Source organism: Pantoea sp. K16 (assembly GCF_048452805.1).
In the GTDB taxonomy this organism is placed as follows: Bacteria; Pseudomonadota; Gammaproteobacteria; order Enterobacterales; family Enterobacteriaceae; genus Pantoea; species Pantoea agglomerans.
Genome location: NZ_JBLWNV010000005.1, coordinates 200979 through 216008 on the forward strand (window position 1 = coordinate 200979; position 15030 = coordinate 216008).

12 protein-coding genes and 1 tRNA gene are annotated in these 15030 nt (G+C 52.8%); 10 read left to right on the forward strand and 3 right to left on the reverse strand.

Translation table 11 applies throughout. The annotated features are described in order from the left end of the window. Positions 1-11: 11 nt before the first annotated feature. The 3 genes from deoB (at position 12) to mrdA (ending at position 4066) form a co-directional block, all read left to right on the forward strand. Positions 12-1235 carry a phosphopentomutase gene (gene deoB / locus ACK13D_RS08610; RefSeq protein ID WP_010671093.1) on the forward strand — a complete coding sequence of 408 codons (1224 nt, stop codon included), beginning with the start codon at positions 12-14 and terminating at the stop codon, positions 1233-1235. 26 nt (positions 1236-1261) lie between these two features. Further along, on the forward strand, positions 1262-1975 hold the full coding sequence (gene deoD / locus ACK13D_RS08615; protein WP_010248951.1) for a purine-nucleoside phosphorylase: 714 nt from the start codon (positions 1262-1264) through the stop codon (positions 1973-1975). Between the two features lie 219 nt (positions 1976-2194). Continuing rightward, the gene (gene mrdA, locus ACK13D_RS08620) at positions 2195-4066 is read left to right on the forward strand and encodes a penicillin-binding protein 2 (RefSeq protein ID WP_010248949.1); all 1872 of its coding nucleotides are present in this window, start codon (positions 2195-2197) and stop codon (positions 4064-4066) included. Positions 4067-4092: 26 nt separating this feature from the next. On the opposite strand, the gene ACK13D_RS08625 is transcribed toward mrdA, so the two are convergent. Then, positions 4093-5412, reverse strand: coding sequence for a methyl-accepting chemotaxis protein (locus ACK13D_RS08625; protein WP_010248946.1), 1320 nt, complete (start codon positions 5410-5412; stop codon positions 4093-4095). A 223-nt stretch (positions 5413-5635) separates the two neighbouring features. Between ACK13D_RS08625 and ACK13D_RS08630 the strand changes: the two genes are divergently transcribed. From ACK13D_RS08630 to ACK13D_RS08650, 5 genes are all read left to right on the forward strand, one after another. Further along, a tRNA-Phe gene (locus ACK13D_RS08630) sits at positions 5636-5711 on the forward strand. A 322-nt stretch (positions 5712-6033) separates the two neighbouring features. Continuing rightward, positions 6034-6999, forward strand: coding sequence for a sensor domain-containing diguanylate cyclase (locus ACK13D_RS08635; protein WP_010671090.1), 966 nt, complete (start codon positions 6034-6036; stop codon positions 6997-6999). 742 nt (positions 7000-7741) lie between these two features. Further along, positions 7742-7906, forward strand: coding sequence for a con-10 family general stress protein (locus ACK13D_RS08640; RefSeq protein WP_004571242.1), 165 nt, complete (start codon positions 7742-7744; stop codon positions 7904-7906). Between the two features lie 502 nt (positions 7907-8408). Further along, the gene (locus ACK13D_RS08645) at positions 8409-8891 is read left to right on the forward strand and encodes a YciE/YciF ferroxidase family protein (RefSeq protein ID WP_010248940.1); all 483 of its coding nucleotides are present in this window, start codon (positions 8409-8411) and stop codon (positions 8889-8891) included. A 10-nt stretch (positions 8892-8901) separates the two neighbouring features. Further along, complete coding sequence (locus tag ACK13D_RS08650) at positions 8902-9408, forward strand: ferritin-like domain-containing protein (protein WP_418796167.1); 507 nt, start codon at positions 8902-8904, stop codon at positions 9406-9408. Positions 9409-9488: 80 nt separating this feature from the next. Here the strand turns inward: ACK13D_RS08650 and treF are convergent, their stop codons facing one another. Further along, the gene (gene treF / locus ACK13D_RS08655) at positions 9489-11147 is read right to left on the reverse strand and encodes an alpha,alpha-trehalase TreF (RefSeq protein WP_045139632.1); all 1659 of its coding nucleotides are present in this window, start codon (positions 11145-11147) and stop codon (positions 9489-9491) included. Between the two features lie 351 nt (positions 11148-11498). Then, positions 11499-12356, reverse strand: coding sequence for an SDR family oxidoreductase (locus ACK13D_RS08660; protein ID WP_010671088.1), 858 nt, complete (start codon positions 12354-12356; stop codon positions 11499-11501). Between the two features lie 98 nt (positions 12357-12454). Between ACK13D_RS08660 and ACK13D_RS08665 the strand changes: the two genes are divergently transcribed. Continuing rightward, entirely contained in the window at positions 12455-12835 is a 381-nt protein-coding gene (locus tag ACK13D_RS08665) for a winged helix-turn-helix transcriptional regulator (protein WP_010248931.1), read from the forward strand. Between the two features lie 781 nt (positions 12836-13616). Then, positions 13617-15029: a cytochrome ubiquinol oxidase subunit I gene (locus ACK13D_RS08670; RefSeq protein ID WP_010671087.1), complete on the forward strand. Its 1413-nt coding sequence runs from the start codon at positions 13617-13619 to the stop codon at positions 15027-15029. Position 15030 lies beyond the last annotated feature (1 nt).

Below are 15030 nucleotides of genomic sequence, written 5' to 3' on the forward strand. Positions count from 1 at the left end.
AGGAGACTTGCATGAAACGTGCTTTTATTATGGTTCTCGATTCCTTTGGAATTGGCTCCAGTAAAGATGCCGATAAATTCGGCGACGCAGGTTCGGATACGTTAGGTCACATCGCCGAAGCCTGTTTCAGGGGTGAAGCAGACAAGGGACGTAAAGGCCCATTGCATCTGCCTAATCTTACCGCGCTGGGTCTGGGCAAAGCCGCAGAGCTGTCGACCGGCCGCTTCCCGGCAGGTCTTGATCCTGAGGCGAAAATCACCGGCGCGTATGCTTACGCCAGCGAGCTTTCGTCAGGTAAAGATACGCCGTCAGGCCACTGGGAGATCGCCGGTGTGCCGGTGCTGTTTGACTGGGGCTACTTCAGCGACAAAGAGAACAGCTTCCCTCAGGAACTGCTGGACAAACTGGTCGAGCGCGCAGATCTGCCGGGCTATCTCGGGAACTGCCACTCTTCAGGTACGGTGATCCTCGACCAACTGGGCGAAGAGCACATGAAAACCGGCAAGCCGATTTTCTATACCTCTGCGGACTCGGTGTTCCAGATCGCCTGTCACGAAGAGACCTTTGGTCTGGATCGACTCTATGCGCTGTGCGAAATCGCCCGTGAAGAGCTGACCGAGGGTGGCTACAACATCGGCCGGGTTATCGCCCGTCCGTTTGTGGGCGACAAAGCGGGTCAGTTTGAGCGCACCGGCAATCGTCACGACCTGGCAGTCGAGCCACCATCCGCCACCATGCTGAAAAAGCTGGTGGATGAGAAGGGCGGTCACGTGATCTCCGTGGGTAAAATCGCCGATATCTATGCTGAGCAGGGCATTACCAAAAAGGTCAAAGCGACCGGTCTGGATGCGCTGTTTGACGCGACGATTCAGGAGATGAAAACCGCGCCGGATCAGGCGATTGTTTTCACTAACTTCGTTGATTTCGACTCAACCTGGGGACATCGTCGTGATGTTGCCGGTTATGCGGGCGGGCTGGAGCTGTTTGACCGTCGTCTGCCTGAGCTGATGGAGTTAGTCGGAGAAGATGACATTCTGATCCTGACCGCTGACCACGGCTGTGACCCGACGTGGGAAGGTACTGAACACACGCGTGAGCACATTCCGATTCTTATCTACGGACCGAAAGTCGAGCCGGGTTCACTCGGTTACCGCGAAACTTTCGCCGATATTGGTCAGACAATTGCACACTATTTTGGCCTGTCCGAGATGGACTATGGCAAGAACATGCTGTAAATCAGCAATTTAATAAGGATTAAACAATGGCAACCCCTCATATTAATGCTGAAATGGGCGATTTCGCAGACGTCGTGCTGATGCCTGGCGATCCGCTGCGTGCAAAGCACATTGCTGAAACCTTCCTGGAAAATCCGGTAGAAGTGAACAACGTGCGCGGGATGCTGGGCTACACCGGCACCTATAAGGGCCGCAAAGTCTCTGTAATGGGCCATGGAATGGGTATTCCTTCCTGCTCCATCTACACCAAAGAGCTGATCACCGACTTCGGCGTGAAAAAGATCATCCGTGTGGGCTCCTGTGGTGCCGTGCGTGCCGATGTAAAACTGCGTGACATCGTGATTGGTATGGGTGCCTGCACCGATTCCAAAGTGAACCGTATGCGTTTCAAAGATCACGATTTTGCTGCGATTGCTGACTTCGACATGGTGCGTAACGCGGTTGATGCGGCGAAAAACCTGGGTGTTGAAGCGCGCGTGGGTAACATCTTCTCTGCCGATCTCTTCTACACGCCGGATCCGCAGATGTTCGACGTGATGGAAAAATATGGCATCCTCGGCGTTGAGATGGAAGCTGCAGGTATCTACGGTGTGGCCGCAGAGTTCGGTGCTAAAGCGCTGACCATCTGCACCGTATCAGACCACATCCGTACGCACGAGCAGACCACCGCTGCTGAGCGTCAGACCACCTTCAACGACATGATCAAGATTGCGCTGGAGTCTGTTCTGCTGGGTGATTAATCAGCGTGGCAGGCATTGACGCCTGCTGCCCGATCCCCTTGCGCAGATCCCCCTTAACCGGGGGATCTGCATTTTCCCGCCTCGCCGTCCCGGTAACATTCACATCAAATGACACACTTTTGGTCAGGCTTGTGCATCTTCGCGCTGGCACGCCCGCGATCGCGCTTTATCATGGTGCGCAATAACAGATAATAATTAATCGCCTGATAATGCCCCCTGATGAACTTTCGTAACTTCCAAGCTGAAGAGAAGCTGTTTGCCCGCCGCGCTGCAATAGCCTTTGCTCTGGTCTGTCTCTGTTTCACCATTCTTGGCGTAAACCTTTTTCGCTTACAGGTGCGCGACCATGGCTATTACCAGACGCGCTCCAACCAGAACGACATCAAAATGATCCCCATTGCGCCGACGCGTGGGCTGATTTATGACCGCAATGGCATTCCGCTGGTGCGAAACGTCAGCTGGTACGCCATTACGCTGACGCCTTACAAAATCAGCGACATGGACGCCACGCTGCGGGCACTCACGCCGATCGTTAATCTGACGCCGGACGAAATCGACACCTTCCGCCATGCGCTGAAGCAGACCAGCCGTTACAAGCCGGTGGTGCTGAAAGAGGAGCTGACCGAAGAGCAGGTCGCCCGCTTTGCGGTCAATCAGTTTCACTTCACCGGCGCCAGCATTGAGACCTACCAGGATCGTGAATATCCTTATGGCGCGGATCTGGCGCATGTGATCGGCTATGTGTCGAAAATCAACGATAACGACTATAAACGGCTGAATGCGGAAGGCATCGCCGAAAACTATGCGGCTGACCATAACATTGGTAAGCAGGGGATTGAGGGCTATTACGAAGCGCTGCTGCACGGCAAGCCGGGTTATCAGGAAGTGGAAGTGGATAATCATGGCCGCATTGTGCGGGTGCTGAAAGAGGTGCCGCCGGTCGCGGGTAAAAACCTGACGCTGACGCTGGATCTGCACCTGCAACAGTATGTGGAAAGCCTGCTGGCGGGGCAGCGTGCGGCGCTGCTGATTGAAGATCCGCACGACGGCTCCGTGCTGGCGATGGTCTCCAGCCCCAGCTACGATCCCAATCCGTTTGTGAAAGGCATCAGCTATCAGGCCTATAAAAAACTGCTACAGGATAAAGACCTGCCGCTGATTAACCGCGTCACGCAGGGACTCTATCCGCCTGCCTCCACGGTGAAGCCTTACATGGCGATGTCGGCGCTGCTGACTCATGTGATTACGCCGCAGTCGCAATTCTTTGGCGCACCTACCTGGACGCTGCCAGGCACGGACCGGCGCTATCGCGACTGGAAAAAAACCGGGCACGGCATGCTGGATGTGACGCGGGCAATCGAAGAGTCCGCCGATACCTTTTTCTACCAGGTGGCGTTTATGATGGGCATCGATCGCATTCACACCATGCTCAGCCAGTTTGGCTATGGTAAATCGACCGGCATTGACCTGAATGAGGAGTACAGCGGCTTACTGCCGAGCCGGGAGTGGAAGCAGAAGGTGCATAAAAAGGCCTGGTATCAGGGCGATACGGTTTCAGTCGGTATCGGACAGGGTTACTGGATTGCAACACCCATTCAGATGGTGAAAGCGATGGTGGCGCTGATTAATAACGGTCGGGTCATTGCCCCCCATCTGCTGGAGAAAACCCAGCGCGGCACGCTGGTGGAGAACTATCATCCGCAGCAGCATGAAGCGCAGATTGGCGATCCTCATTCACCTTACTGGTCGCTGGTACGCCACGCGATGTTTGGCATGGCTAACGCACCCAACGGCACCGGTTATAAATATTTCCACACGGCACCCTATGGCATCGCTGCGAAAAGCGGGACGTCGCAGGTGTTCAGCCTGCGCCAGAACCAGACCTATAACGCGAAAATGATACCGGTACGGCTGCGTGACCATATCTTCTACACCGCCTTTGCGCCGTTTAATGACCCCAAAGTGGCGGTAGCGTTAATTCTGGAGAATGGTGGCAACGAAGGTATTACTGCGGCACCCGTAATGCGGGCGATTCTGGATCATATCTTTATCCCGCCGGTGCCAGAAGCGCCGGTTCAGGCAACACCTTAAAAGGGGGCGATTGCCCCCGCAGAGCGTCAGACTTTAAGCGTTTTGGTCACCTGGCCGATGGCGCGTACTACATCCGTTGCGCCTTCACGGATTTCCGCAATCACGCCGCCCGCCTCCTGGGCCAGCTGTACGCCCTGATCGGCGCGCTTCAGGTTGGATTCAATCCCTTTCAGTGCCCGGCTCGCCAGCTGATGGTTTTGCTGTATCCGATTTTCGATGTCGGTGGTGGCGCGATTGATGTTTGCTGCCAGCGTGCGGACTTCATTAGCCACTACCGCAAAGCTGCGGCCATGGGTTCCGGCCCGCGCCGCTTCAATAGCGGCATTCAACGCCAGCAGGTTAGTCTGATCGGCTATCCGGCGGATACCTTCCACAATCGCGCCGATACGCTCTGAGGATTCACTCAGTCCGGTAATATCACCGGAGATCCCCTGCAGTTCACCCGCCAGGGCGTTCATGGTCTGCACGCTGCTGGCGATAACATCGGCACCCAGCTTTGTGCTTTCATCCGTTTGCAGCGCGGTGTGATAAGCCCGCTGTGCCGCATCATGTTCCTGCTGATTCTTTTCCACCTGCGCGGTCACATCGGTGGCGAATTTCACGATTTTGTAGAGCCTGCCCTGTTCGTCAAACACCGGATTGTAGGTGGCGCGCAGCCAGATAGTCTCACCCCGTTTATTGACCCGGGGAAACTGACCTGAGACAAATTCGCCGCGGTTCAGCTGCTGCCAGAACTCGCTATATTCGCGGCTGTCGCGCAGCGCCTGTGAGCAGAAGCGGCGGTGGTGAACACCTTCTACCTCCTCACGACGATAACCCATGGTTTTCAGGAAGTTGTCATTGGCTTTCAGCACTTCACCTTTGAGGTTAAAAGCGATTACCGCCATCGACCGTTCTATGGCGGTGGTTATGGCGCGCTGCTCCTGCGCATCGTTGATATGATCGGTGATGTCGGTTGCCAGTTTGACGATTTTAATCACCCGGCCATGGCGGTTCTGCACCGGCACATAGTTGGCTTCGAGCCATACCGGTCGGCCGTTTTTCGCCACGCGCAGGAACTTATCGCTGAAGCTTTCGCCCCGGTTCAGTCGCAGCCAGAAATCCTGATAGTCCCGCGACTCAAGCTGCTCGGCGGTACAAAACAGGCTGTGGTGCTGGTCTTCGATCTCCGCCAGCGTGTAGCCCATGCGCGCCAGAAACAGCGCATTCGCGCTGAGAATGGTGCCATCGGGGGAGAATTCAATCATGGCGATGGAGCCGTTGAGAGAGCTCAGCGTTGCCGCTGAGTGTGAACGCTTCTGCCAGCTGTGACGGGAAGCGATACCTGATGTAATGGTGGAAAACATGGCGATCCTTATTATTAGTGTTGGTCTCGCATGCTATATCGGCAATTTCGCGTCACAATGCAGACTCTGCCTGCTTTCTGACTAAAATATATCCGGCCAACAGAGAGGTTTATGGCGGCAGGTCAGACCCACTCTTTGGGTTGATGGAAAAGCGGTCAGTCGATTTGATTTTGGTGAAAAGCGTTTGACGCTGCCGGGCCGCTTTGGTTTAATGCGCCCCGTTGCCCGAATAGCTCAGTCGGTAGAGCAGGGGATTGAAAATCCCCGTGTCCCTGGTTCGATTCCGGGTTCGGGCACCATCTTTAAAGAACCCGACTCTGGCGGGTTTTTGCGTTTATGGGGCGAACCCGTTATCGAAGGTTCGACAGACTCCCGCCATTCCCGAACATTCCGAATTTCGCCTCTCCCGCGCCCATTCCACTTCTCAACCCTGTAGCAACACAAACAGATTTCATGGCGAAACCAATTGCCAGGTTTGCCTCTGTGCTGCATTGCCAGACTGGCACCGCCTGATATCCTGTCCAGCCTGCAATTGACCGCGGCTAATCGTGTTTTATAAGCCACCCTTTACAGAATCAGCCTGACAGGCACAATACCCCTTTTTCCTCCTCTCACACGGTTATGTCAGAAGAAGCGCTGCGTCTGCAGATACAGAACCTCAAAAAGCACAATGCGCGTCTGAAGCGTATAGCGCATGACGCCCGCACAAAACTCAATGCGGCGCTGGATGGTACCGGGTTGTTCCTGTGGCAGCTGGATATTCCCAGCGGCAAACTGGTGATCTTCAACCGGCGCTGGGGGGCGATGCTGGGCTTCCAGCCGAAAGAGACCGACGCCAACTTTGAATCCTGGAAAGAGAGCCTGCATCCCGATGATGCCGCCGACGTTCTACAGGCATTCAACGACCACATCGCCGGGAAAGCGCCTTATTACGAGGCTCTGCACCGCATGATCGCCAAAAATGGCAGCATTACGTGGGTGCTGGATCGGGGCCGGGTCAGCGAATGGAATGCGCACGGAGAGCCGGTTAAAGTGATCGGCACTCACATCGATATGACCAAAGAGAAGCAATATGAAGAGCAGCTTGCCCTGCTGGCGCTGCACGATCCCCTTACGCTGCTCAACAATCGCCATGCTCTGCAGAATTATTTCGGTGAAATGAAAGCTCAGGGACCGCTCTGCGTGGTCTTTATTGACCTGGATAACTTCAAACACGTCAACGACACCCTGGGGCACCGCAGCGGAGATGAAGTCCTCATCCAGTTAAGTCAGCGGTTTACGGAACTCTCTCCGGCAGAAGTGATCATTGGCCGACTGGGCGGCGACGAGTTTGTGTTGTTAATACCCTGGGCGCTGAACCATCCGCGGGTAAAGAAACTGGCGCACGCCTGTCTTGACGCGGTAATGGCACCTTTTGATATGGCAAACGGGCATGCCCTCATTGGGGCGTCTGTCGGTGTGTCTCAGGCGCAGGACAAAGATGACTTTGATACTGCACTGCAGCGTGCTGATGAAGCGATGTACCGTATCAAGAAAAATGGCAAGCGCGGTGTCGCTTTTGATTCCACTTTTCCCGACTCCCTCTGACTCTGCTGAACAGGGCATATGTTTTGCCTGCCATTAACGCACAATCTCCCTCATGGCTTTGCTCGATCTTACTCATAATGTTGAGTTCCCCTTTTGGCAGGCATGCAAAATTTATGCGTATCCCCGCAGAAAGGGCTTTTTAGTACTATTCCGAAAACCCGCTTTTTGCCACCAAATACCTGAATCTTGCCGCTTCGGTTATATTCAGATATCAGTGCTAAATCTGACCTCTCTTTTTAATAAAAATTTTCATCTAACCAGCATAATTGATCGTTTATTGATCGATTCAGGCTATTTTTAACTGGTGCTATCAATGCGTCACGCTTCGCTTATTTTTAACGTAAAAGCAGCGTTTCAGATTTCTAATTAGCGCTTCGCTTGGGGAATTTGATGGTTTGTTGATCATCTTCACTACCTGATATTGATGAAATTATCTCTTTGCCGCTTCGCTTATATTTTTTCAATTGGACTTTTTTTGAAAATGATCGATTAATAGGGCGCGGCGATTTTCGTTATAAATATTTTTCATGCTGCGGCTCTTTTATGAATAGAAAAGAGCGATGGTTGAAATCCGTTATCAATCCGGTTGAGGGTAGGACGGCCAATAAACCAGAACTGTGACGGGTTTTTTATTTATCTCACTTGATCGGTCCGGTTTTCTGTCTACATTTATGTTGCTGAATCGGCCTGATGAAGCGTTAACTGTGCAAATTCCAATTTTTAAAATTCAAAGAGGACGCATATGACTCAATATCGCGGTGGGGCCGGGAATTTTGCGGCCGACAAAGAGCGTGCTGCTGAAGCAGGGCGCAAAGGAGGCCAGAAAAGCGGCGGTAACTTCAAAAACGATCCTGAACGTGCCATTGAAGCGGGGCGCAAGGGAGGTAAGGTTAGCCGCCGGAGCTGAACGTCTTTAACACTGCTGTAACGGCAGGGTTACTCTGTTAGCCGGGCATTTTGAATCTTTTTAGTTCCTCGTGAAGATAATTACACCCTGAATTATGTCATTGCTCCATCATTGGCAATGGCTGGAGCTGTGAATTGAACCGGAAGGGTTTTCCCTTCCGGTTTTTTATTTCCTATCGATTAAAGCTGTACCGTTAAATACAACTTTGTACAGATAAGTTTCGAGTGGTACTTTTTTATGCAGTTAATCTTAAAAAATGTATACAACGATTTATCACTTTGTACAAAATCCAGCACTGCTAGCGAAGCCGCAATCTTAAAAACAATTTTTAGCTAACGCGTTGCTGTAAAAAGGAAAGTGCATTTTACATGCCACTTTTGTCTTAAATTCATACTGATGCAGCGTGCGATATTAAGAATCTCCACTAGACTTTTCAGGTGTCAACGATATGACTGGCGCTGCGTTATTACAGACGCAGCTTTTTAATCAATGAGGCTATCTTATGACAGTGAAAACGTTAAACGACCTGTTCATCCATGACTTATCCGATGTATACAGCGCTGAGAAGCAGATAACCCGTGCATTGCCTAAAATGGCGCGTGCAGCCAGTGACGAAAATCTTATCGCTGCGTTTAATCAGCATCTGGAAGAGACCCGTGCTCAGATTGAACGACTCGACGAACTGGTGGAAGTGACACCTGAAGTCAAAATCAAACGAATGAAATGTCATGCGCTGGAAGGTCTGGTTGAAGAAGCGCAGGAAATTATCGACTCGGTCGAGAAGGGCGAGATTCGCGATCATGGACTGATCGGTGCGGCGCAGAAAGTTGAGCATTATGAGATTGCCACCTACGGTACCCTGCATGCGCTGGCGCTGAAGCTGGGTTACACCAAAGCCGCACAGCTGCTGGAAGAAACCCTGAATGAAGAGAAGCAAACGGATGAGAAGCTCACCTCGGTAGCCGACTCTATTACCGTCTCTTAAGGAGCAACACATGACTGCGATTGAACATTATCACGACTGGCTGCGCGATGCGCATGCGATGGAAAAACAAGCAGAAAGCATGCTGAGCAAGATGTCAGGTCGTCTTGAACACTATCCGGCGCTGGAACAGCGTCTGGCGCAACATCTTGAAGAGACCAAACATCAGCTGACTCTGCTGGAACAGCTGCTCGACAGCCATGGTATCGATCACTCTGTAATGAAAGATGCGATAGGCAAAATGGCAGCCACCGGTCAGGCCGTGGGCGGCATGTTTAACTCAGATGAAGTGGTGAAGGGCGCCATCAGTGGCTATGTATTCGAGAATGCCGAGATCGCCAGCTACACCAGCCTGATCGCTGCGGCTGAGCAGGTTGGTGAGGCGCAGGGCGTACGCATACTGAATGAGATCCGCGATCAGGAAGTGGCGATGGCGGAGTGGCTGCTGCAGCACCTGCCTGAAGTGACACAGCAGTTCCTGCAACGTGCGTCACAACCAGGCACTGAAGCGAAGAAGTAGCGCTGAATAGCCTGCATGAAACATGAAAAAGCCGGGATAACCCGGCTTTTTGCGTTTTAAAGGTTTACCGGCTGCGCTACTCAGTCAGCCATTAAATGCCCATACATCGTCATCAGCTTACGTGTGACGCCGTTAGTCCAGCCGAATCCATCCTGTAACGGATACTCACCACCGCCACCAGGACGGGCGCGCTCGCCGCTGATGTCATACTTCTCTACCAGCTTATGGTGCAACTGATAGAAGTTGTTGACCGTGTTGAGCCAGTTCACTGCCACTTCAGTCGCCAGCGTCTCTTCACCGTAATTATTCAGGCCAACAACCGCCATCCACTGCATCGGTGCCCAGCCGTTGGGTCGATCCCACTGCTCACCGCTTTCCACCATTGAGGTCAGCAGGCCGCCGTTGCTCAATAGCAGATGGCGCAGCGAGATCGATTGCAGGTGCGCCTGGTGCGGCGTCGCAAGACCGACAAACAGCGGCACCACGGAAGCGACGGTAAAGGCACCGAAACGCTCCCGACGCCAGTCGTAGTCACGGAACACACCGGCGGTGCTGTCCCAGAGATAACGGGTAATCGCACGCTTGCGCGCTTCCGCTTTTTTCTGCCAGGCCAGCGCGGTCAGCTCTTCGCCTTTTGCGTGCGACAGGGTGGCGATCATCAGCTCCAGTTTGTACAGGAACGAGTTCAGATCGATAGGAATAAACTGCGTGGTACGGATGCTCGACAGCCGTTTCGGGTTACGCAGCCAGCGCGAGGAGTAATCCCAGCCCGATTCCGCTCCGGCACGCAGGTCACGATACACTTCGCTGGCCGGACGTTTCGATTCGCGGGCGGTTTCCACATCTTCAATCCACGACTCATCACGCGGCGTATCGCGGTCATCCCAGTAGCGGTTCAGCAGTGAGCCGTTTGGCATCCGCACTACGTGACGATAAGCCTGGTTCGGCATCAGTGAACCAGCACCGTCCATCCAGAACTGATACTCCTTCATCAGCTGTTCCTGATAGCGCTTAGCACCGCGCACGCCATCTTCTTCGAACAGCTCAACCATCAGGGCAAACACCGGTGGCTGCGAGCGGCTGAGATAATAGGTACGGTTGCCGTTTGGCACATGACCGTAGTTATCGATCAACCAGGCAAAGTTATCCGCCATGTGACGCAGCAGATCGTCGCGGCCCGATTCTGCCAGGCCGAGCATGGTGAAGTAAGAATCCCAGTAGTAGGTTTCGCCAAAACGTCCGCCCGGCACCACATAGGGTTTGGGTAATGGCAGCAGCGATGAGTGCGGCATATGCTGCTGCGGCATTTTGGTCAGAACCGGCCACAGGTCGTCGATATGCTCATTGAGCGTTTTATCCGGGTTGGAGACATAAAAGCTTTCGTTTACGCCAGGCAGATAAAAGTGATCGGCGACAAAACGCGACAGGTCAAAATCACTGCTGCGTTTCTGTCGACGATAGCGCATCAGCACATCCAGCGGATCGTACTTGGGCGAACAGTCGGGGAAGGTTTTGCTGTCCTCGAAAATCCGCGACATCTGAACATGTTCAAACAGTTCCAGATAACGATCGGCAGGGGTCAGCGCATCCGGCGCCGGCAAGCCTTCAATCAGCTCCGGCTCCGGTTCAGAATCCTGCATGCGATCCAGCTTCAGTTCATGGGGATCGTATTGATACTCAACTTCCGCCCCGGCACGAACCTCTTCAAGTGCATTTTGTTGCTGGCGATGGGTATTAATAACGGCCTCCTGAGCGGTCGTGGTTGCACAAAGGACAAATTATAGACCTCTCCTCCCCCGGAACAACAATGCAGAATATCTATGAACGTAATAAATATTGTCGATTAATCGAGGTTTTTGGATAAATTCCAGACAATTCAACCAAATATAACGCTGTTCACAAAAAACGCATTTCAGATGAATCTCTTAGCGACCTGAATAAAAAAATTTAACCTGAAGAAAACTGGCGTTTATTCACATTTTGTAAAAGAAACCGCAGCCGCAAAGAGTGCAGAAAGTGGCATACCCAACGGGAATTCGGACAGGATAGTGAGGTGAGCGGACCCGATTGTCCGCTCATGAACGACAGAATTAACGATTTGCCAGTGCCGCGCGAATGACTGCCTGCCAGGTGGTGGTGGGGCGACCGATGAGCTGGCTTAGCTGACGGGAGTCATCGAACAAACCGCCTTTCTCTGCACCGGCATCAGAATCCGCCAGCATTTCCGCCAGACCTTCTGGCAGGCCTGCGTTTTTCAGCGCCGCCGCAAACTCACTTTGAGAGAGATTGACGTAATCAACCTTTTCACCGCTCTGCGCGGCAATCTCCGCAGCAAACTGCGCCAGCGTGTAGCTGTCATCACCTGCCAGTTCATACACTTTGCCCGCCTGATCCTCACGGGTCATTACTTCTGCCGCCGCTTCGGCGTAATCCTGACGCGCTGCCGAGGCGATACGACCTTCGCCTGCTGCGCCAATAAACGCATGATGCGCCAGCGCCGGTGGGATGCTCGCTGCGTAGTTCTCGCTGTACCAGCCGTTACGCAGCAGGGCGAACGGGATGCCAGAGGCTTTCAGCAGCGCTTCTGTTGCGCGGTGTTCAACGCCCAGGCCCAGCGGCGAGGTATCCGCATGCAGCAGGCTGGTGTAAGCGATAAAGCCCACGCCCGCCGCCCGAGCAGCCTCAATGACGGCTTTATGCTGCGCTTCACGCTGGCCCACTTCACTACCGGAGATCAGTAGCAGCTTATCCACGCCTGCAAAAGCGGCCTCCAGCGTCTCTGGCTGACCATAATCGGCCTGACGGACAATGACGCCCAGCGCTGCGAGATCGGCCGCTTTGGCAGGCGTACGGACGGCGGCAACAATTTCTCCCGCCGGGACTTTTTTCAGTAATGCATCAATCACGAAACGGCCCAGCTGGCCGGTGGCACCTGTAACTGCAATCATGTTAATACTCCTGTGGCTGTTGGTGAAATTCAGACTAGTGTATAAACTAATTTTTAGTAAGTACTTACAGAATTGTTAGTTTGAGGTGGATAAGTTAAATGTCTGAAAAAATGAGTGAAAAATTTATCCGCGGCGAATTGCTCAACGTTAACTGCCCGTCACGTGACGTGCTGAAACGCGTAACCAGCCGCTGGAGCGTATTAATTCTGCTGGCCCTGCAGGACCAGACGCTGCGCTTCAGCGCGTTGCGCCGGACGGTCGGTGGCGTCAGCGAGCGGATGCTGGCGCAGAATCTGCGCTACCTGGAAGAAGATGGCTTCGTGCAGCGTATCGCCTACGATGTGGTGCCACCGCACGTGGAATATCGCTTAACCCCGCTTGGACGCGAAGTCGGTGAACAGGTTGTGGGGCTGGCTGACTGGCTGGAGCTGAACCTGAGCCGGATTCTGGCACAGCGCGAAAAATCTGCGGCAGAGTAAAATCACCCTGTATCAGCCGTCATAACGTGACGGCATGGGTATACTCGCTGCAAAATTTCTGAGCCCATTTGTCTGTCATCTCACTTCCTGAAAGCGCGATAACGTAACGGCAGCGCAAATAATCCCGGCGCTCTTTTCGCACGGTTGCTGGTTATTAAATCGTTTTATGAATCTCTGGCCCGGAATAATCGACTGCCCGCAGCGCGCTGTTAATTCATACCTTCTTTTTGACTCATTTTATTAACATCTCTGATGGCGCTTAAAAGCGCCGTTCTGCGTTTTTTCTGTCAGAAGTTATAGCTGCATTAGCCAGGCAAAAGCAAAAAAGCAAACAAAGCGGCAGAGGTAACTGTTTACTCTTTTAACCTGTTAAAAAATAAGGGTATTTAATTTGGAGGCTCTAAAATTTGACCTTTACTCAATCAGGGTTTATAACAAAATAGTGCCTGAAAACAGCCTGTTGAAGGCAATTTACAGGCAGGGTTCGCTTTAGCGCTATCGATTTTTAAAGTACAAATTACCGTAACATTAACGACACATAAACACGCTCTGATTAACCTTTAGGCCTTATTTTTAAATAAATAATTCCCGTCAAAAACAATGATCAGAATCAATAAAGACTGTTATAGTTTTCATTAACCCCACTGTTTCTATTTCCTCGCCGCGAATAGTTTTAAATTTGCGGCGGGAATTTCAATAAGCGCAGAGAACCAGGCGCATCAGGCTTAAGTTGTTAATTATAAGTAAATACATGGTGTTCTATGTGGCAAAGAGGTAAGCAATGTTCGGATTAGATGCCTTTCATCTGGCCAGGATTCAGTTCGCATTTACTGTTTCCTTCCATATTATCTTTCCCGCCATCACCATCGGTCTCGCCAGTTTTCTGGCCGTGCTCGAAGGTATGTGGCTCAAAACCCGCGATCACACCTATCGCGATCTCTACCATTTCTGGTCGAAAATCTTTGCCGTTAACTTCGGCATGGGTGTGGTATCAGGACTGGTCATGGCTTATCAGTTCGGGACGAACTGGAGCGGCTTCTCGGAGTTTGCTGGCAGTATTACCGGTCCGCTGCTGACCTATGAAGTACTGACGGCGTTCTTCCTGGAAGCGGGCTTCCTGGGCGTGATGCTGTTTGGCTGGAATCGCGTGGGTCCCGGGCTGCACTTCTTTGCCACCTGCATGGTCGCCCTCGGTACGCTGATTTCCACCTTCTGGATCCTGGCCTCTAACAGCTGGATGCATACGCCTCAGGGCTACATCATTCAGAATGGCATCGTGGTTCCGCAGGACTGGTTCAAAATCGTCTTTAACCCCTCATTCCCTTATCGCCTGTTCCATATGTCTGTAGCGGCGTTCCTGGCGAGTGCTTTCTTTGTGGGATCGTCGGCGGCCTGGCATCTGCTGAAGGGAAATAACAATCCCGCAATCCGCAAGATGTTCTCAATGGCGTTGTGGATGGCACTGATTGTCGCGCCGATTCAGGCGATGATTGGTGATGCTCATGGTCTGAATACGCTGGAACACCAGCCTGCCAAAATCGCGGCGATTGAAGGGCACTGGGAAAACCCACCGGGTGAAGCCACACCGCTGATCCTGTTCGGGATCCCCGACATGGAGCAGGAACGTACCAAGTATGCGCTGGAGGTGCCTTATCTTGGCAGCCTGATTCTGACGCATAGCCTGGACAAGCAGGTCCCGGCGCTGAAGTCCTTCCCGAAAGAGGACCGGCCTAATTCAACGGTCATCTTCTGGTCCTTCCGCGTGATGGTGGCGCTGGGCCTGCTGATGATTACGCTGGGCGTGGTCAGCCTGTGGCTGCGTTTCAAAGGGCGTCTCTATGAGTCGCGTCCTTTCCTGTGGTTTGCGCTGTTGATGGGGCCGTCGGGTCTGATTGCGATTCTGGCAGGCTGGTTTACCACTGAAATCGGTCGTCAGCCGTGGGTGGTCTATGGCGTGCAGCGCACGATTGATGCGGTCTCGGCACATGGGGATATGCACATGAGCATCAGCCTGCTGGCCTTTATTCTGGTCTACAGCTCGGTGTTCGGCGTGGGGTATCACTACATGATGCGTCTGATTAAGCAGGGACCGGTTACTGGCGAAGGCCATATCACCGAAGAGGGTGGTCCTGGTCAGAAGAAAACCCCGGCGCGTCCGCTTTCCGCTGCCACCTTTAAGGATGGAGACCACTAAG